The organism is Lentzea aerocolonigenes (assembly GCF_000974445.1).
GTDB lineage: Bacteria > Actinomycetota > Actinomycetes > Mycobacteriales > Pseudonocardiaceae > Lentzea > Lentzea aerocolonigenes.
Genome location: NZ_BBOJ01000032.1, coordinates 33,714 through 51,854 on the forward strand (window position 1 = coordinate 33,714; position 18,141 = coordinate 51,854).

17 protein-coding genes are annotated in these 18,141 nt (G+C 70.2%); 15 read left to right on the forward strand and 2 right to left on the reverse strand.

Annotated features, from left to right (window positions below; all coding sequences use genetic code 11):
- Nucleotides 1-68 precede the first annotated feature (68 nt).
- The 13 genes from AOM45_RS43710 to AOM45_RS43770 all read left to right on the forward strand — a co-directional run bounded on the left by AOM45_RS43710 (nucleotide 69) and on the right by AOM45_RS43770 (nucleotide 13,019).
- On the forward strand, nucleotides 69-2,903 hold the full coding sequence (locus AOM45_RS43710) for an AfsR/SARP family transcriptional regulator (RefSeq protein WP_051784450.1): 2,835 nt from the start codon (nucleotides 69-71) through the stop codon (nucleotides 2,901-2,903).
- A gap of 91 nt (nucleotides 2,904-2,994) precedes the next feature.
- Nucleotides 2,995-4,809: a type VII secretion-associated protein gene (locus AOM45_RS43715; RefSeq protein WP_030472017.1), complete on the forward strand. Its 1,815-nt coding sequence runs from the start codon at nucleotides 2,995-2,997 to the stop codon at nucleotides 4,807-4,809.
- 21 nt (nucleotides 4,810-4,830) lie between these two features.
- Nucleotides 4,831-5,220: a hypothetical protein gene (locus tag AOM45_RS43720; RefSeq protein ID WP_035912930.1), complete on the forward strand. Its 390-nt coding sequence runs from the start codon at nucleotides 4,831-4,833 to the stop codon at nucleotides 5,218-5,220.
- Nucleotides 5,221-5,366: 146 nt separating this feature from the next.
- Nucleotides 5,367-5,672, forward strand: a complete 306-nt coding sequence (locus AOM45_RS43725; RefSeq protein ID WP_051784449.1) for a WXG100 family type VII secretion target — start codon at nucleotides 5,367-5,369, stop codon at nucleotides 5,670-5,672.
- Between the two features lie 47 nt (nucleotides 5,673-5,719).
- Nucleotides 5,720-5,998, forward strand: a complete 279-nt coding sequence (locus AOM45_RS43730) for a WXG100 family type VII secretion target (RefSeq protein WP_030472014.1) — start codon at nucleotides 5,720-5,722, stop codon at nucleotides 5,996-5,998.
- Between the two features lie 258 nt (nucleotides 5,999-6,256).
- Nucleotides 6,257-6,700 carry a 50S ribosomal protein L13 gene (gene rplM, locus AOM45_RS43735; RefSeq protein ID WP_030472013.1) on the forward strand — a complete coding sequence of 148 codons (444 nt, stop codon included), beginning with the start codon at nucleotides 6,257-6,259 and terminating at the stop codon, nucleotides 6,698-6,700.
- Between the two features lie 125 nt (nucleotides 6,701-6,825).
- Entirely contained in the window at nucleotides 6,826-7,257 is a 432-nt protein-coding gene (rpsI, locus tag AOM45_RS43740) for a 30S ribosomal protein S9 (protein ID WP_236704048.1), read from the forward strand.
- Between the two features lie 202 nt (nucleotides 7,258-7,459).
- The gene (gene glmM / locus AOM45_RS43745; protein WP_030472011.1) at nucleotides 7,460-8,794 is read left to right on the forward strand and encodes a phosphoglucosamine mutase; all 1,335 of its coding nucleotides are present in this window, start codon (nucleotides 7,460-7,462) and stop codon (nucleotides 8,792-8,794) included.
- Between the two features lie 19 nt (nucleotides 8,795-8,813).
- A complete protein-coding gene (locus AOM45_RS43750) occupies nucleotides 8,814-9,056 on the forward strand; it encodes a hypothetical protein (RefSeq protein WP_051784448.1) in 243 nt (80 codons plus the stop codon).
- 6 nt (nucleotides 9,057-9,062) lie between these two features.
- Nucleotides 9,063-9,359, forward strand: a complete 297-nt coding sequence (locus AOM45_RS43755; RefSeq protein WP_051784447.1) for a hypothetical protein — start codon at nucleotides 9,063-9,065, stop codon at nucleotides 9,357-9,359.
- A 203-nt stretch (nucleotides 9,360-9,562) separates the two neighbouring features.
- Nucleotides 9,563-9,829: a hypothetical protein gene (locus AOM45_RS43760; protein ID WP_035912927.1), complete on the forward strand. Its 267-nt coding sequence runs from the start codon at nucleotides 9,563-9,565 to the stop codon at nucleotides 9,827-9,829.
- On the forward strand, nucleotides 9,829-12,543 hold the full coding sequence (locus tag AOM45_RS43765) for a WXG100 family type VII secretion target (protein ID WP_030472008.1): 2,715 nt from the start codon (nucleotides 9,829-9,831) through the stop codon (nucleotides 12,541-12,543). Before AOM45_RS43760 ends, AOM45_RS43765 begins: the two co-directional genes overlap by 1 nt.
- A complete protein-coding gene (locus AOM45_RS43770) occupies nucleotides 12,540-13,019 on the forward strand; it encodes a hypothetical protein (protein ID WP_051784446.1) in 480 nt (159 codons plus the stop codon). The genes AOM45_RS43765 and AOM45_RS43770 overlap by 4 nt, the downstream gene beginning before the upstream one ends.
- A gap of 84 nt (nucleotides 13,020-13,103) precedes the next feature.
- On the opposite strand, the gene AOM45_RS52235 is transcribed toward AOM45_RS43770, so the two are convergent.
- Nucleotides 13,104-13,859: a hypothetical protein gene (locus tag AOM45_RS52235; protein WP_176573013.1), complete on the reverse strand. Its 756-nt coding sequence runs from the start codon at nucleotides 13,857-13,859 to the stop codon at nucleotides 13,104-13,106.
- A gap of 10 nt (nucleotides 13,860-13,869) precedes the next feature.
- Entirely contained in the window at nucleotides 13,870-14,682 is an 813-nt protein-coding gene (locus AOM45_RS43780) for a dienelactone hydrolase family protein (RefSeq protein ID WP_372497491.1), read from the reverse strand.
- A 149-nt stretch (nucleotides 14,683-14,831) separates the two neighbouring features.
- On the opposite strand from AOM45_RS43780, the gene glmS reads away from it, so the two are divergent.
- Complete coding sequence (glmS, locus tag AOM45_RS43785; RefSeq protein ID WP_030472004.1) at nucleotides 14,832-16,691, forward strand: glutamine--fructose-6-phosphate transaminase (isomerizing); 1,860 nt, start codon at nucleotides 14,832-14,834, stop codon at nucleotides 16,689-16,691.
- On the forward strand, nucleotides 16,692-18,074 hold the full coding sequence (locus tag AOM45_RS43790) for a bifunctional ADP-dependent NAD(P)H-hydrate dehydratase/NAD(P)H-hydrate epimerase (RefSeq protein ID WP_030472003.1): 1,383 nt from the start codon (nucleotides 16,692-16,694) through the stop codon (nucleotides 18,072-18,074). It abuts the gene before it with no gap.
- The last annotated feature ends 67 nt before the right edge of the window (nucleotides 18,075-18,141 follow it).

Here is an 18,141-nt window from a genome sequence, read left to right on the forward strand (position 1 = left end):
GTGCTGAACCAGCCGGGTCTTGGGCAGACTCGTGCGGGTACGCGACGATCATCGGCGGAAGGGGGATCATGCGCGTCGAGTTCCGGGTGCTCGGTCCTCTCGAAGTGCTGCTCGACGGCGCGCCGGTGACCGTCCCAGCAGGACGCGGCCGTGTATTGCTGGCCACTTTGTTGTTGCGTCCCAACAGGTTCATGTCGGTGGACGAGTTGGTAGAGCGGTTGTGGGAAGGCGAACGAACGACTGTCGACCGTGCGCACAAGACGTTGCAGATGACCGTGCTGCGGCTGCGTCAGGCTCTCGGCGCGGCCAACCGCGTGCGCACCGCACCCGGTGGCTACCTGGCCGAGGTGCGGCCGGACGAGCTGGACCTGCTGCGGTTCCGCGAACTGGTGCGGGCAGGGGACTTCGCGGCCGCCACCCGGCTGTGGCGCGGCCCGGCGCTGGCGGACGTCGTGTCGGACTCGGTGCACCGCGACGACGTCCCGCCCCTCGAAGACGAACGCCTCGCTGCGCTGGAGCGCCGGATCGACGCCGATCTCGACCGCGGGCTCGCCGGTGAGCTCGTCGCCGAACTGACCGCGCTCACCGGGCAACACCCGTTGCGCGAGCGGTTCTGGGCGCAGCGGATGTCGGCGTTGTCCCGCGCGGGCCGGCAGGCGGAGGCGCTCGAGAGCTACCGCGAGATCACCGCGTTGCTGGCCGACGAGCTGGGCGTCGACCCTTCACCGGAGCTGCGCCGGCTGCACCTCGCGCTGCTCAACGGTGACACCGAGGCCCCGCCGCGCAAGGTGATCTGCCAGCTGCCGCCCGACACGGCGACGTTCGTCGGTCGTGAGCAGCTGCTGCGGGAGGTGGAGACGAAGCTTGCGCCGGGCGGTGGCGTGCCGGTCGTCGTCCTGAGCGGCGCTCCCGGCGCGGGCAAGAGCGCGTTCACGATCAGGGCCGCGCACCGGCTGCGCGACCGTTTCCCCGACGGCCAGCTCTTCGTCCGGCTCAACGGCGCCGGCGCCACCCCGCGCGATCCCGCGGAGGTGCTTGGTGAGCTGCTGGTCGCGCTGGACGTGTCGGTCACGGGCATGCCCGACGGCCTGGAGGCCCGCACCGCGGCCTTCCGCGCCCAGCTGGCGGACCGCGCGATGCTGGTCGTGCTGGACGACGCCGCGGGACCGGAACAGGTCAGACCGCTGTTGCCGGGCACGGCGGGCTGCGCGGTGCTGATCAGCAGCCGGCAGCGACTGGTTCAGATCGACGGCGCCCACGGCCTGCGGTTGCCGCCGTTGAGCAGCGCGGACGGGGTGTCGTTGCTGGCGGGTGCCATCGGTGAGACGCGGGTCGCGACGGACCGGGCGGCCGTCACCGCCATCGTCGACGCGTGCGGCGGGCTGCCGCTCGCGCTGCGGGTCGTCGGTGCCCGGCTCGCCGCTCGCGAGTCCCTGCCGCTGGGGTCACTGGCCAGGCGCCTGTCCGACGAACGGCGCCGGCTCGACGAGCTCGCCACGGGAGACCTGGAGGTCAGGGCGACGTTCGGGCCGAGCTACGAGGCCCTGCCCTCCGACGCGGCGACCGCGTTCCGCCGGCTCGGCCTGCTCGGCGCGACCGACGTCGCGTCCTGGACGGTGGGCGTGCTCGCGGGTGGCGACGGCGAACGGCTCGTCGAACGGCTGGTGGAGGCCAACCTCCTCGACGAGGTCGGTCTCGACGTGACAGGCGAGCCGCGCTACCGCATGCACGACCTGCTCGCCGTGTACGCGGCCGAACTCGTTCGGCAGGAAGACCGCGAGGTGGTGACCGCTGCCCTGCGCGAGTACGTCGAGGTGCTGCTGACCCTCGCGGAGGAGGCGGCGCAGGACTGGTTCGGCGGGGACGACACCCCTCGGCGTCCCATCCGGCCGTCCGCCGCGCTGGACCGCGCCGAGATCGAACACCTCACCTCCTCCCGGGAGAAGTGGCTGCTCGCGGAGATGGTCAACATCGACCGGGCGATCACCCAGTGCCTCGACCACCGGTGGGTCGACGAGGCCGACAACCTGGCGCACCGCGCGTTCGTCTACCTCGACATCTACCACTCCCACGAACGGATCCTGCAGCTCTACGGGCTCATCAGGGACGCGGCGCTCGCCCGGGGCGAGGAGCTGATCGCCTGGCGCTCGCACTTCCAGCTGACCGGCCACGTCGTCACCAGAGGCGTCAACGACCAGGTGCTCGCCGACTACGCGCGCTGCGTGGAGGCGTTCGAGGCCCTGGACGCCCACGCCGAGCTCGCGGTCAGCCTGGGTGCTCTGGCGTACTACACGATGCTCCACACCGGACAGCCGCAGCTCGCGCTCGCCGAACGCGCGGTGGCGGCCGCCAGGCACAGCGGTGAGCAGCTCACCTACCTGAGCTCCCTGCGCGAGTTCGGCACGATGCTCGCGACCGAAGGCCGGCACGCCGACTCGATGCGCGTCATGGACGAGGCCCTGGCGCTCAGCCGCGAGATCGGTGACCGCAACGAGCTCGGCCTGATGCTCCACCGCATCGCGTCGAGCGCACTGGACCACGGTGATCTCGACCGCGCGAGCGCGGCGAGCCGTGAGGCGCTCGACCTGATGACCGTCGCCGGCGAGGACCGCGGTGCCGCCTACTGCGCGGTCCTGGTGTCCCAGGTCGACCTCGCGCTGGGTGACGCGGGTGCGGCGCTGGCGAGGGCCGAGAAGGCGCTGAACGTCTTCGAGGGACTGGGCGAACGGCGTGGGACCGTGCGTGCGCTCGCGGCCGTGGCGGAGGCGAACCTCGCCCTCGGCCTGGTCGAGACGGTGATCGACCTGGCGGCCGGTGCGCTGGAGAACTACGCGGACGCGGGTGACGCCGCGGCCGGGGAACGGCTGCGGGCCGCGCTGACCGAGGCCCGCCGGAGGGCGTGATCGCCGGGCGCTCGAGTGAACGACCTTTGCCATCCCTGTCGTCCAGGCGTGCCTCATCGGGTAAGCATGTGCGCGGAAGAGGGGAAGGTGCATGAGCCTGCACGTCGCGGTCGACTTCGGCACGTCCAGCACCTGCGTCGCCGTCTCGGCCCACGGCCGGGAGCCGCAGGTCGTCGTGTTCGACGGCCAGCCGCTGGTGCCGTCCGCCGTGTTCGCCGCCGCCGACGGGACGTTGTTCGTCGGTCAGGAGGCTGAGCGTCAGGCCGCCGTCGACCCCGCACGCTACGAGCCGCACCCGAAGCGCCGCGTCGATGAGGGCGAGCTGCTGCTGGGAAGCACTGTTCTGCCCGTTGTGGATGTCGTGCGCGCGGTGCTCACACGGGCCGTGGGAGAAGCACGGCGCGTTGGTGGCGGTGCGCCGGTCGACCTCCTCGTCCTCACTCATCCCGCGGACTGGGGAACCGTGCGGACCCGCGTGCTGCTCCAGGCGGCGCGTGGCCTCGGTCGTCAGCTCGTGCTGGTGCCGGAGCCCGTCGCGGCCGCGGTCTTCCACTCCGCCAGTCACTCCGTTCCGGACGGTGCCGCGCTCGCCGTGCTCGACCTCGGCGGCGGAACGGTCGACGCCAGTGTGGTGGCGCGCACCGGCAAGAGCTTCCGGGTGCTGTCGGCCAAGGGCGACCCGAGCTTCGGCGGCGCGGACGTCGACCAGGCGTTGCTGGAGCACGTCGGCAGCATGGTGGGGGCCAAGGACCCCGAGGCGTGGCGGCAGCTCGTCGAGGGCCGTGAGATGGCCGACCGGCGCAAGCGGCGGGTGCTGCGGCAGGACGTGCGGGGTGCCAAGGAGACGTTGTCCCGGCACGCCTACACCGACGTGCCGATGCCGCCGCCGTTCCCCGACGCGCACGTGACGCGCTCGGACCTCGAACAGCTGATCACGTCACCGCTCAGCAGGGCCGCCGCGCTGGTGGGCGCCACCGTCCGCGACGCGGGTCTCGCGCCCCAGCAGCTGGCCGGGGTGTTCCTGGTCGGCGGGTCGAGCCGGATTCCGCTCGTCGCGCGACTGGTGCACGAACACACCCGCGTGGTGCCCACGAGCATCGACCAGCCGGAGACGGTGGTGGCCCGCGGCGCGCTGCGGGCGGTCAGCCTCGATCCGGAACGGACCGGCGGGGTGGCCCAGCAGCACGGGCCGCCCAAGGGCGCTCCGGGTGACGTCACCCACAACCTCCGGGTGACGGAGGACACCACTCGCAAGATCACCCGCCGGATCACCCCGCCGCCCGCGGGACAGTTCCCGTCCTCGTTCCCCGTGGCCCCGCCGCAGCCCGGGAAGAAGAGCAGGGCGCCGCTGTTCATCACGATCGGCGTCGTCGTGGCGCTCGCCGCGGCCGGTTTCGGGGCCTACCGCTGGTTGAACCCCGCGAAAACGGAGCAGCAACAGAATCCGCCGGCCAATCAGATCGCGGTGTACGACTACATGTTCACGCGGCCGGACGGGTGGGAGCAGACGGGCGGCGCCGCTCCGGATCGCCAGGTGCTTTTGCAACCGGTCGAGCGAAAGAATTCCGATGGCAAATCGCCGGAGGCGCGTATTGCTGTGCAGGAGCAAACTCTTCTTTACGACAGCGGCAAGGACCGCGTTCGCGCCCTCTCGGAGCTGCGGGACAAGTACCAGGAGCGCAAGGGCAACGGTGACAAAGTCGCCGACTTCACCGACAACGCGACATTTGCGGGGAAGTCTGTTGTTCACTATCGCGAAGTGGTCGGCGCGACCGGCGTCGACTGGTACATCCAGTTCGCCGGCGAGGTGCAGGTGAGCGTGGGCTGCCAGGCGACCACGGCCACTCAGGACCAGGTTCGGGCGGCCTGCGAGCAGGTCGTCCGGTCGTTGGTGATCAAGTCTTAGGCAACGTCAGGGGAGTCGTCGATGTCCGCCACCGAGGTTCTCGCCAGGTTCCGCGCCGAGGTGGGAGCCGCTGTCACGCGTGCCCGCCGTGCCTCCGGTGAGATCGGGGAACGCAACGCCGAGCTGCGGGAACGCACCCGCGATCTGGCCGCTCAGGCACGTGCGCGCAAGGTCGAGCCCGGTGCCCGGCCCACGTCGGGCGAGGTCCGGGAGGCAGCCACCGGGTTCCGGCACGACCGCGGACTGGCCGTCGAACAGGTGCCGGATGCCGCGGAGCTGACCGCTCCCGCGCCAGTTGAGACGAAGCCGGTGGCCACGCTGGGTTCTGCCGCCGTCGCCGGTCCGAGTGGACAGCTTCCCCGTGTGAGTGACGATGACGAGGACTTTTCGCAGTCGCGAATCCTCTACTGACGTCTGGTTTCACCCGGAGCCGTTTACTAGCGCAACTACTTCGAAAGAAGTCGCGACACGGTGGAACCGACGTGGCATGGTCCTCGTCGGAAGAGGCGTACGAACCAAGAAGTACGACCTGAAGTTCTAGAGCAGGGGGCATCTCCATGGCTGGCTTTGAGGTAACCACCGCCGATCTCGACGCGTTGGCGAAGCACATCGGCACGATCAGCGAGCAGATTCAGGGACAGGCTCGGACCGTCCGCGACGCGGCGTCCGGTGTGGCCTCCGGCTGGTCCGGCAACGCCGCCACCGCGTTCCAGTCGCTGATGACGCGCATGGACGAGGACGTGGTCAAGCTCGACCGCGCCCTGCAGGCCATTCAGGAGCAGATCGCGAGCACGGCGGACGTCTACGCCCGCAACGAGGAAGAGCAGGAGTCCTCGGTCGGCTCGATCGCGAACCGTCTCTGATCACAACCGACAGTCACACTTTCGACTTTTCAAGGGGAGATTAAGCAATGATCAAGGCGACTTTCGGTGAGATCGAGGCCGCGGCGGCGACGATCACGTCCTCGTCCAAGGCGATCGACGACCTGAACGACCAGCTGAAGCAGAAGGTGACCTCCACCCTCGCGGGCTGGGACGGCTCCGCCGGCGAGACCTACCAGCAGGCCCAGGCCAGCTGGGACCAGGCCTCCGAGGACCTGAACCGCGTTCTCGCCTCCATCGGTGTCGCGGTGCAGCAGGCCGCCGAGGCGTACCGCCAGGCCGAGCAGCAGAACGTCAGCCGCTGGTAAGACCCCGCGGTACGAGCAAGACCCTCGCGAGCCCCGGAACCACGTGGTCCGGGGCTCGCGTATGTCCGGAGGTGGCGGCCCCGGAGAGGACCCGTTTTGGTCCCCGCGCCACCCATCCGGTATCTTCTTACGTTGTTGTGCGGTAGCTGGCGCCCGTGTGTGCCGCGCCTGTCTCGGAACCACCGCTTGGCCAGTCCAAGATCGGTCTGGGGCAACCGCCGCAGTGACCCCAGACGCAAGTGACGACGAGGTAGATCCGTGCGCACGTACAGCCCGAAGCCCGGTGAGGTGACCCGCACCTGGCACGTGATCGACGCCCAGGACGTGGTGCTCGGCCGGCTCGCCACCCAGGCCGCGACGCTGCTGCGCGGCAAGCACAAGCCGACCTACGCCCCTCACGTTGACACCGGTGACTTCGTGGTCATCATCAACGCTGACAAGGTCGCCCTGACCGGCTCGAAGCGGGACCAGGAGTTCCAGTACCGCCACTCGGGTTTCCCCGGTGGTCTGCGCAAGCAGTCCTTCGGTGAGGTCCTGGACACCCGTCCGGACCGCCTGGTGGAGAAGGCGATCAAGGGCATGCTGCCCAAGAACCGCCTGGGCCGTCAGATCGCGAACAAGCTCAAGGTCTACAGCGGACCGAACCACCCGCACGCGGCCCAGCAGCCGCAGGCCTTCGAGATCAAGAAGATCGCCCAGTGAGCGACGAGTACACCGAGGAAGTTCCTGTGACCACCCCTGAGAACGAGACCGAGGCCGTCGAGGCCGTCGAGGTCGAGGCCGAGGTCGTCGAGGCTCCTGAGGCCGAGGCCGACGAGGCCGAGGTCGTGGAGACCTCCGCGCCGGTGGTCGCGCCCTCGCTGAACGGCGCCGCGCACCTCGCGCAGACCGTCGGCCGCCGCAAGGAGGCCGTCGTTCGCGTCCGCCTGGTGCCCGGCACCGGCAAGTTCACGCTGAACGGCAAGACCCTCGAGGCCTACTTCCCGAACAAGGTGCACCAGCAGCTCATCAAGGAGCCGCTCGTCACCACGGAGAAGCCCGAGACCTTCGACGTGATCGCCAACCTGCGTGGCGGCGGCATCACCGGCCAGGCCGGTGCGCTGCGTCTCGCCATCGCGCGTGCGCTGATCGCCGTCGACTCCGAGGACCGCCCGGCGCTGAAGAAGGCCGGCTTCCTCACCCGTGACCCGAGGGTCAAGGAGCGCAAGAAGTACGGTCTGAAGAAGGCCCGCAAGGCGCCTCAGTACTCCAAGCGTTGATGCTCCATCGCGGGGCGAGCTGGGTCTGCGTTCGTCAGACCACTGCTCTTCCGCGGTGACTGCGGGGACACCCAGCGCGTCCCCATCGCTGTACCTGCGGGAGCAGCAGTTCACTCCGAACTGCTGCTCCCGCAGTGTTTCCAGGCCTTCCGGGTTTTCCGGGTCTGTCCCCGCCGCCTGCAGTGTCCACATCGGAGGATTCATGGCCCGCCTGTTCGGCACCGACGGAGTGCGTGGTCTCGCCAACGCCGATCTCACCCCTGAGCTCGCGATGTCCGTCGCCGCAGCAGCGGCACGCGTGCTCGCCGAGCACGACCGCTCCCACCGCCCGGTTGCCGTCGTCGGCCGCGACCCCAGGGCGAGCAGCGAGATGCTCGACGCCGCCGTCACCGCCGGCCTCACCTCGGCCGGCGCGGACGTCCTGCGCGTCGGCGCGTTGCCGACGCCCGCCGTCGCGCACCTGGTCGCCGCCCTCGGCGCCGACATCGGTGTGATGATCTCCGCGTCGCACAACGCGATGCCGGACAACGGGATCAAGCTCTTCGCCGCCGGTGGCCACAAGCTGCCCGACGAGGTCGAGGACGAGATCGAGCAGCACATGGGCACCGGTTTCGACCGCCCCACCGGTGCCGCGATCGGCCGGGTGCGCGACGTCCCCGACGCCGAGATCCAGTACGTCGAGCACCTGCTCAAGGTCACGCCGCACCGCCTCGACGGCCTCAAGGTCGTGGTGGACTGCGCGAACGGTGCCGCGTCGGTGGCCGCACCGGACGCGTACCGCCGCGCCGGCGCCGAGGTCATCGCGATCAACGCGACTCCGGACGGCCTCAACATCAACGACGGGTGTGGTTCCACCCACATCGACGTCGTGGCCGCCGCGGTCCGCGAGCACGGCGCCGACCTCGGCATCGCGCACGACGGTGACGCCGACCGCTGCCTGGCCGTGGACGCCGACGGCACCCCCGTCGACGGCGACCAGATCCTCGCGGTACTCGCACTCGCGATGCGCGACGCGGGCGAGCTGTACGAGGACACGCTCGTCGCGACCGTGATGAGCAACCTCGGCCTGCACATCGCCATGAAGGAAGCCAAGATCCAGCTGCGCACCACCGCCGTCGGCGACCGGTACGTGCTGCAGGACCTCAAGGCCGGCGGTTACTCGCTCGGGGGCGAGCAGTCGGGCCATGTCGTGCTGCCCGCGCACGCCACCACCGGCGACGGCCTGCTCACCGCCCTGCGCCTGATGGCCCGCATGGCCGAGACCGGCAAGTCGCTCGCCGACCTCGCCGGGGTGATGCGCCGCCTGCCACAGGTCCTGATCAACGTGAAGGTCTCCGACAAGGCCGCGGTCGCCAAGGCGTCGTCGGTCAGCGAGGCCGTCGCCGCCGTCGAGGCCGAGCTGGGCGACACCGGCCGCGTGCTGCTGCGCCCGTCCGGCACCGAGCAGCTCGTGCGAGTGATGGTCGAGGCCACCAGTCACGAACAGGCGGAGTCGGCAGCGCAACGCCTGGCGGGTGTGGTTTCCTCGGTCCACTGAGGATCTCGGAGGACTTCTCGTGGCCATCTGGTTGGTGCTGTTCTTCTTGCTCGTCGTGGTGGTCGTGGTGGTGGTCGTCGCAGTAGCGATGGCCACCAGGCGCAAGCCGCCGCATCCCCCGCAGCAGGGGTACCCGTACCCCCAGCAACAGGGGTACCCGCACCCGCAGCAACAGCAGTTCCCGCCAGGTCAGCAGCCGATGCCCGGTCACCAGCCGTACCAGCCGCAGGGGCAGCAGCCTCCCGCCCAGAACGGCTGGTGACCGGACGTGAACATCGGACCTCTCGCGCTGCTGGTCATCCTCTTCGTGCTGGCACTCGCCGTCGTCGCGGTGATCGTGGTGGTCGCCCTGAAGAGCCAGAAGAAGCAGCGGGCCCAGCACCCGCAGCACTTCCCTCCCGGCCACGGCCAGCAGCCCTACCCGCCGCAGGGCCCGCCGCCCGGTCAGCAATGGCCGCAGCAGGGTCCCCCGCAGGGGCAGCAGTGGCCGCAGCAGCCACCGCACGGCCAGCAGTGGCCCCAGCAACCGCCTGGTCAGCAGCCCCCTCCACCCAACCAGTGGTGACTGCCGAGCCTCGTTCGCATATGCAAGCCTCGCGCCGGTTCGCTCCCGCGTGACGCCCGTGGCCTGCGAACATGGGAACCGGATGCAACGGTGTTACGTCGGACTGGGGAATGCCGGTTCGCGCCGGCGGACGTTCTACGGGGTGTGGCGCGAGGCCACAGAGGGGAGTTCGGGTGGCCGGCTTCGGTACTAGCCCGGAGGAGATGGGCACTGTCGCCGGGAAGGTGCGTGGTGCCGGTGAGGGCACCAAGGCCTCCAGCGACAAGATCGCCCAGACCGAGATGGGCAAGCAGGACTTCGGCAAGGCCCACGAGACCGCGCTGACCGGCTACCAGACCGGCATCCAGAAACTCGCCAAGTGCGCACAGAGCTTCGTCACCGCGAGCGCGGACTTCGCCGCCCGGCTCGAAGCCAGCAAGGGCGGCTACGAGTGGGTTGAGTCGGAGAACACGCAGAAGGTGAGCAAGTGATGGAGCAGCCCACCTGGCAGGAAGTCAAGGCTCTCCTCGACAACCCGAACATCCCGTTCGAAGAGCGCAAGGAACTCGCCCTCCGGTACTTCGACCGGGCCGAGGACGAGGACATGCCCGGCCTCTCGGAGGACGAGGCGAACAAGGTCGTCGAGGAGTACGACAAGAAGTTCTCGCTCGGCGACTGGGACCGCACCTGGGCCGACGACGAGGACGACAACTTCCAGGACTCCCTCGACGCCGCCCGTGCGTCCGCCAAGGCGGACAAGGAGAAGAACGGCGACACCGCCGCCGAGAAGTCGGCCGTCGACGCGGGCAAGCAGCAGCTGCGCGACCAGGCCAAGGGTGGCCCGTACAGCGCCGGTGTGGCGAAGTCGGACGACATCATCGACAAGGGCAACGCCGCGTTGAAGATGTTCGACCGCTTCCTGCCGAAGTACCTCGAGGCGTGCGGCATCGCGGGCAAGGGCAACGGCGACTTCACGCACGACGCTGTCATCAAGCTCTGGGACGAGCAGCGCGGCATCCTGTTCTCGAAGCTCGAAGCCGAGATCCAGGAGTGGGCGACGGCGCGCAGCGCGATCACCGACGCCGCGGGCAAGATGCAGACCGACATGAACGGTCTGTACAGCCACTGGACGGGCAAGGCGTCCGACAAGTCGAGCGACTTCTTCGGCAAGTTCCAGGCACAGGTCCGCGTCGTCACGGACTCGCTGACCGGTTCCGAGCAGGCCGTGGGCATGGCGTGCTCGAAGGTAGCCGAGGCGGTCCGGGTGAAGACGCAGTGGTTGCTGGACAACTACAAGGAACGCATCTGCGAGCGCACGCCCCAAGAGGTCGACGTGATCGTCCGCGTCGCCCGTGCCGGTCGCGGTGCGAGCGACGAGGACATCCAGACGATCGCCGCGTTCCTGCCGACGCAGCAGGGACAGCAGTCGGTCGCGGACATGGTCGGCGACGACAACTGCGACCTGAACGACGAGACCAAGGACTACGCCGCCCGGCAGGCCGTCGAGTGGTGCAAGATCTTTTGCGACACGTTCCGCGGCATCCTCGACGCCTTCAAGACCACGTGTGAGAACACGAAGAAGGCCGTCGACGAGCACTGGGCGAACATGAACAAGTTCCTCAACGAGCGGGACGAAGACCCGTTCAAGGTGCTCGGCCAGACCCAGCCCACCGGCAACGGCAAGGGCGGCGACAACGGCAAGGGCACCGGCGGCGGAAGCGGCACCGGTGGTGGTGGCGGCACCGGCAGCGGTGGCGGTGGTAGCGGCTCCGGCGGTGGTGGCGGCGGCGGAATGCCGGAGATCCCCAAGCCGGAGAACCCGCTCGACAAGAACGGCGACGGCAAGCCCGACCTGCCCGGCGACACCGACGGCGACGGCAAGATCGACGACCTCGACGGCGACGGCAAGCCGGACGACAAGAACGGCGACGGCAAGCCGGACCAGCCGAAGCCGGAGGAGAAGCTCGAGTCCGTCACGGTCAAGGCCGGCGACAACACGATCAAGGTCACGGAGCCCGACTCGAACGGGCACGTGAAGATGACGATCGACACGCCGAAGGGCGAGCCCAAGACCTACGACCTCGACTTCAGCAAGAACCCAGAGGCCGCCAAGGCGCTGATGGGCCAGAACGGCACGCAGGCCGTCACGGCCATGGCCAACCAGCTCACCGGCACCGCGACGCAGGGCTCGCAGGCACCCGGTGCGCCCGGCGGCAACACGCCGGCCCCCGGTGGCGGCGCCCCCGGTGGAGCCGGCACGGGCGCGCCTGGCTCGGAGTCGAACCCGATCCCGGTCGAGGTCGGTGCGGACGGCAAGATCCACATCGAGCAGGACGGCGTCAACTTCACCGCCGAGGTCGACTCCAAGACCGGCGAGATCAACCTGACCGCGGACAACGGCGACGGCACGCCCGACCAGATCGGCGTGGGCTTCGGCGAGGACGAGAACCCCGCTGCGGGAGGGACGGACAAGGCCGGAGCCGGTGGCATGACCGGCGATCTCCGGCTCGACGAGCCGTTGACGCTCCCGGAGCAGGACTTCCCGCGGCCGGCCGAGGGCGAGTTCCAGCCGATGCCCGCGCCCGCGCAGGGCGAGTTCCAGACCATGCCCGCGCCCGCACAGGGTGAGTTCCAGACCATGCCGGCCCAGGCCGAGCAGGTCTGGAGCCCGCCGGGCCAGGACGGCCCGAACGTCGCCGAGCGCTTCCAGGAGTCGGTGGGCCGCAGCTACATCGAGGACAACGGCATCATGCCGAACGCCGGCGAGCCCAAGATCGCCGCGGCGTCGGACAGCACGACGACGTCCGGCGTCTCGTTCACGGGCGCCGGCGGCTCCTCCGGCGGCGAGTCCGTGCTCGGTGGTTCGTCCCCGGCGGACAGCGCGTGGAGCACGCCGTCCCAGAGCGACAACGGAGGCGCGTTCGACACCAACGCCTCCGAGGCCGGTCAGGCGGGCTCGGCGAACCTGCCGTCCATGCAGGACGCTCACGGCCAGCCCACGTCCGGTGCCGCGACCGGCGGCATGATGGGCGGCGGAATGATGGGCGGCGGTGGCGGCATGATGGGCGGTGGCGCCGGAGGCCAGCAGGGCGGTGACACCGAACGCGGTGCGAGCCAGTGGCGCACGACCGGTTCGCTGTTCGACGACGACAACAACCCGCTCACCCGTGTGGCGGGCGTGCTCGGGGAGGACTCGCGGGCGTGAGCGTCCAGGACGAAGTCAAGGCTCTGGAAGCGCGGTTCGAAGCCACGAACCGCGAGCACTCCGAACGTGCGGAGCTGGCCAGCCGCAAGGTCGACCAGGCGGTGGCCGACGCCAAGGAGAAGAACGAGAAGAACCTCGCCGACGCGGCCAAGGTCGCGACGCGGCTGCACGAGATGGCCGGTCGCCAGAAGGCGGCCGGTGGCTGGGGCACCGCCGCGGCCACCGAGAAGAAGACCGGCGAGTACGCGTTCGGCGCCGAGGACGACGAGGAGCAGGACGACATGCCGGGCTTCCGGCCCGGTGGCTGGGCGCCTCCCTCGGCCCCCGCACCCACTCCGGAGCCCGTCGAACCCGCGTACGTGGCGCCGCCGCCTCCGCCGCCCCCTCCGGTCCGGCAGCCGCCCGCACCCCGGCGGCCGCAGCGGCCGGTCGTCGACGATGACGACGACATGAGCAACCAGAGCTGGCTGTCCTGAACGACAACGCCCCTCCAGGTCGTGGACCTGGAGGGGCGTAGTCGTCGGGTCAGTGTTGGGGCTGTGCCTGAGGAAGCGCGGACTCTACTGAGGTCCGTATCCGGGAGGCGGTGGACCTTGCTGAGGCCCGTGTCCGGGTGGCGGCGGTCCCTGCGGCGGCCCGTAGCCCGGTTGAGGTGGCCCTTGAGGCTGCTGCCCATACCCGGGCTGGGCGTGGCCGGGCTGCGGCGGGCCATATCCCGGCTGGGACTGACCCAGACCGGGCTGGGGTGGGCCGTATCCCGGCTGGGGCTGGCCATGACCGGGCTGAGGCTGGCCATAGCCGGGTGGCGGCGGTCCCTGCGGCGCCTGTCCGTACCCCTGCTGTCCGTGGCCCCATCCCGGCTGCTGTCCGGCACGCTTCTTGGCCTGGAAGTGCGCGGCGAGCGGAGGTGACCAGGTGATCGCCGCCGCGATCAGCACCCCGACCAGCACGGCCAGCAGTTCGCCGTCGAACGCGCCGTCGATCGACCTCAGCAGGAACGCGATCAGGTACAGCGCGGCGGCCGCACCCACGACGAACCTGCTCGCCGCCGTGCCGATCGCGACCATCAGCGCGCCTGCCAGCAACACCAGCGCACCGATCGCGAGCGAACCGCCCACCGCGATCCGCAGTGCGTCGCCCTTCGAGATCCCCGTCAGGACGCGGTCGACGGCCTTGACCACCACGCCGCCGCTGCACGCGAGTGCGAGGACACCGACCGCCACGATCAAACCGGTCCGCAGTCCCTTGGTGTCCGGCCTCGGACCCTGGAACTGCTGCGGCTGGTGCCAGCCCTGGTTCTGTTCTCCCGGCATCACGCCCAGCAACCTAGCGGGTGCGCAGCGCTTCCCGCTGAAAGACGAGACTCGCGTTCTTCAGGTCGCTGTCGAGCAGCTCGTCGTACGTGCGCTCCCCGGTCAGCACCCGCAGCAGGAACGCGGTCACGAACGCCCGGCCGAGCTTGTGCGAGCCCCGCTCGGACTTCCCGTCCAGCAGGAGCTCGCTCCAGTGCCTGCCCTCGGTGAAGCCCAGGTGCGAGGCCTTGGGCAGCAACCGCAGCTGCACCGGACCGCCCCAGGCCTGGGCGATCGCCTCGGCGTGACCGACCGGTGGTGCGATGCGGTCCTCGCCCGCCGCGAGGTGCAGGCCGGGTGCGCGCACGGTCCGTGCGGCGTCCAGAGCGGACGGGCGCGTCTCCGTTGCGGCCAAAGTCACAACGGCGCGGACGCGGTCGGTGTCCGACGCCGCCAGCACCGCCGCGCCGCCGCCCATCGAGTGCCCGGCCAGTGCGAGGCGGGCGGGGTCGACGCTGATCTCTCCCGAGCCGAGTCGCACGCCGGTGCAGATGTCCAAAGTGGTCAGGAGGTTCGCCGCCAGGACTCGCGACGACAACAGCGGTCCGCGCTCCACGGCCGGTGCGGCGGCGACCACGCCCCAAGACGCCAGGTGCCGCAAAAGCCCGTGGTAGCGGCGTACGGGCTGCATCCAGCCGTGTCCGAACGCGACGGCGGGCAGACCCAGGCCGGACTGCGGCGTGAAGATCACCCCCGGCAGGCCCACGAGCGCGAGGTCGCCGCGCAGCACGGGGTGCGGACCGGGCCTGCTCAGCTGCTCAAGGGCCTGTTTCGCGGTCAGCGTGATCACGCGGCGAGCCATGTGGTGAACCGTAGTCGATCCTGTCGTCCGCACCACACCCGAGATTGGTCTACACCACCTGGCGTCCTGACCTGCACGTATGGAGCGTCCTCACTCATTAGGGTTAGCGGCGTGGTCTAGCTAGTCTGTTTTCCGTGTGCGGAATCGTGGGATACGTGGGTCACCAGTCGGCGCTCGACGTCGTGCTGGACGGGCTGAGGCGACTCGAGTACCGGGGTTACGACTCGGCAGGCGTCGCGGTCGTCGCCGGCGATGATCTCGCCGTCGAACGCAAGGCAGGCCGGCTGCAGAACCTGGAGACGAGGCTCGACGAGGTGGGCCGCGACAACTTCGCGGGCACCGTCGGCATGGGTCACACGCGGTGGGCGACGCACGGTGCGCCGATCGACCGCAACTCGCACCCGCACCGCGACGCGACCAACCGCGTCGCCGTGGTGCACAACGGCATCATCGAGAACTTCCTCGCGCTGCGCGCCGAGCTCGAAGGCCTCGGCGTCGAGATGGCGTCCGACACCGACACCGAGACGGTCGCGCACCTCGTGGCGTTCGCCTACAACGAAGGCGACACCAAGGGCGACTTCGTCGCCAGCGTGCGCAAGGTCGTGAACCGCCTGGAGGGCGCGTTCACGCTCGTCTTCACGCACGCCGACGAGCCCGACACCGTCGTCGCGGCGCGCCGGAACTCGCCGCTGGTCGTCGGTGTCGGCGACAACGAGTACTTCGTCGCGAGCGACGTGGCCGCGTTCATCGCGCACACCAAGGAAGCCGTCGAGCTGGGCCAGGACCAGATGGTCGTGCTGTCCCGCGACGGTTACCAGGTCACCGACTTCGAGGGCGAGCCCGCCGAGGCCAAGCCGTTCACGGTGAACTGGGACCTCAGCGCCGCCGAGAAGGGCGGCCACGAGTACTTCATGCTCAAGGAGATCGAGGAGCAGCCGGAGGCGCTGGCGAACACGCTGCGCGGCCACTTCGCGAACGGCCGGATCGTCCTCGACGAGCAGCGCCTGTCCGACCAGGACCTGCGCGACGTCGACAAGGTCTTCGTCGTCGCCTGCGGTTCCGCCTACCACTCCGGTCTCGTCGCGAAGTACGCGATCGAGCACTGGACCCGCCTGCCCGTCGAGGTCGAGCTGGCCTCCGAGTTCCGCTACCGCGACCCGGTGCTCGACCGCGACACGCTCGTCGTCGCCGTGTCGCAGTCCGGCGAGACCGCGGACACGCTGGAGGCCGTGCGCCACGCGCGTGCGCAGAAGGCCCGCGTCCTGGCCGTCTGCAACACCAACGGCGCGCAGATCCCGCGAGAGTCCGACGCCGTCCTCTACACGCACGCCGGTCCGGAGATCGGTGTCGCGTCGACGAAGGCGTTCCTCGCCCAGATCGCGGCCAACTACCTCGTCGGCCTGGCCCTGGCGCAGGCCCGCGGCACCAAGTACCCGGACGAGGTCGCCCGCGAGTTCCACGAGCTCGAGGCCATGCCCGAGGCCGTGCAGCGCGTGCTCGGCACCATCGACCAGGTCAAGGCGCTGGGCCGGGAGCTCGCGGACTCGAAGGCGGTGCTGTTCCTCGGCCGCCACGTCGGCTACCCGGTGGCTCTCGAAGGCGCTCTGAAGCTCAAGGAGCTCGCCTACATGCACGCCGAGGGCTTCGCGGCGGGCGAGCTCAAGCACGGCCCGATCGCGTTGATCGAGGAGAACCTCCCGGTCGTCGTGGTCATGCCGTCGCCGAAGGGCCGTGCCGTCCTGCACTCGAAGCTGGTGTCGAACATCAGCGAGATCCAGGCCCGCGGCGCCCGCACGATCGTGATCGCGGAGGAGGGCGACGAGACCGTGCGCCCGTTCGCCGACCACCTGATCGAGATCCCGGCTGTCCCGACGCTGCTGCAGCCGCTCATCTCGACGATCCCGCTGCAGGTGCTCGCGGCGGAGATCGCGACCGCCCGCGGCTACGACGTGGACAAGCCTCGCAACCTCGCGAAGTCCGTTACCGTCGAGTGAGTGAGAGGCGTCTGGCACACCGAACGCGTCAAGTCCGCTGAAGAGGAGCTCATGGCGGTGGTCCCGCCGGGCTCGTTGATGCGGAAGGCCGCGTTCGGTGTGGCCACCCACGCCTTGCGTTTGCTGGCCGGACGTCGCCGCGTCACGTTGCTCGTCGGTGCGGGCAACAACGGCGGCGACGCCCTGTGGGCCGGCTACTTCCTGCGCCGCCGCGGAGTCGCGGTGTCGGCCGTGCTGCTCAACCCGGCCAAGGCGCACGTCGAGGGCCTGGCCGCCTTTCGCCGTGCCGGTGGCCGGATCGTCTCCTCAGTCGGATCGCCAGACCTGGTCATCGACGGCATCGTGGGACTGTCGGCGCGCGGCCCACTGCGGCCGGACGCGGCCGCGCTGGTCTCCTCGGTGCGTGCGCCGATCCTGGCCGTGGACCTGCCTTCCGGGATCGACCCGGACACCGGTGAGATCTCCGGACCTCACGTTCGCGCGCACACCACCGTCACGTTCGGCTGCCTGAAGCCGGTGCACGCGCTGGCGGACTGCGGCGAGGTGCACCTGGTCGACATCGGTCTGCGTCCGGCGGACCCGGACTTCGTGCTGCTGGACCGCTCGGACATCGCCTGGCCGGTGCCGGGCCCGTCCGACGACAAGTACACCCAGGGCGTCACGGGCGTGGCGGCCGGCAGCTCGACCTATCCGGGCGCCGCGGTGCTGTCGACCGGCGCCGCCGTCCTCGCCACCTCGGGCATGGTCCGCTACGCCGGTCCCGCCGCCGACGCCATCCGCGCCCGCTGGCCCGAAACCATCTGCACGGGCTCCATCACCGACGCCGGCCGCGTCCAGGCCTGGGTCGTCGGCCCCGGTGCAGGAACAGGCTCGTCCTCGGCGGAGGTCCTGCGGTTCGTGCTGGACGCCGGAGTGCCGGTGATCGCCGACGCCGACGCCATCACGTTGCTCTCCCAGCACCCCGAACTGTGGGACGCCCGCGACCCGGACGCGCCTCTGGTGCTGACCCCGCACGACCGCGAGTTCGAACGCCTCGCCGGTCCGGTCGGCTCTGATCGTGTGGCGGCGGCGCGGAAGGCTGCCCAGCGGTTCAACGCCGTGGTGCTGCTGAAGGGGCATCGGACCGTGGTGGCGGCGCCGGACGGGCGGGCGCTGGTGAACTCGGCCACGTCGTCGTGGCCTGCGACGGCGGGGTCCGGGGACGTGTTGTCCGGGATCATCGGTGCGCTGCTGGCTTCCGGCTTGGACCCGTTCCTGGCGGCGGGGTATGCGGCTCACCTGCACGTGCTGGCGGCTGAGCTGGGTGCGGACGGGGCACCGGTGCCGGCTTCCGGGCTGATGGAGGCGATCCCGGCGGCGATTCGGCTCGTCCGAGGCCGCTGAGCTGTCCGTTCGCCGCCCGTGCAGCACCGCGGCTCGACCTGCCACGTCGAGATCCCGTGCTCCGGCG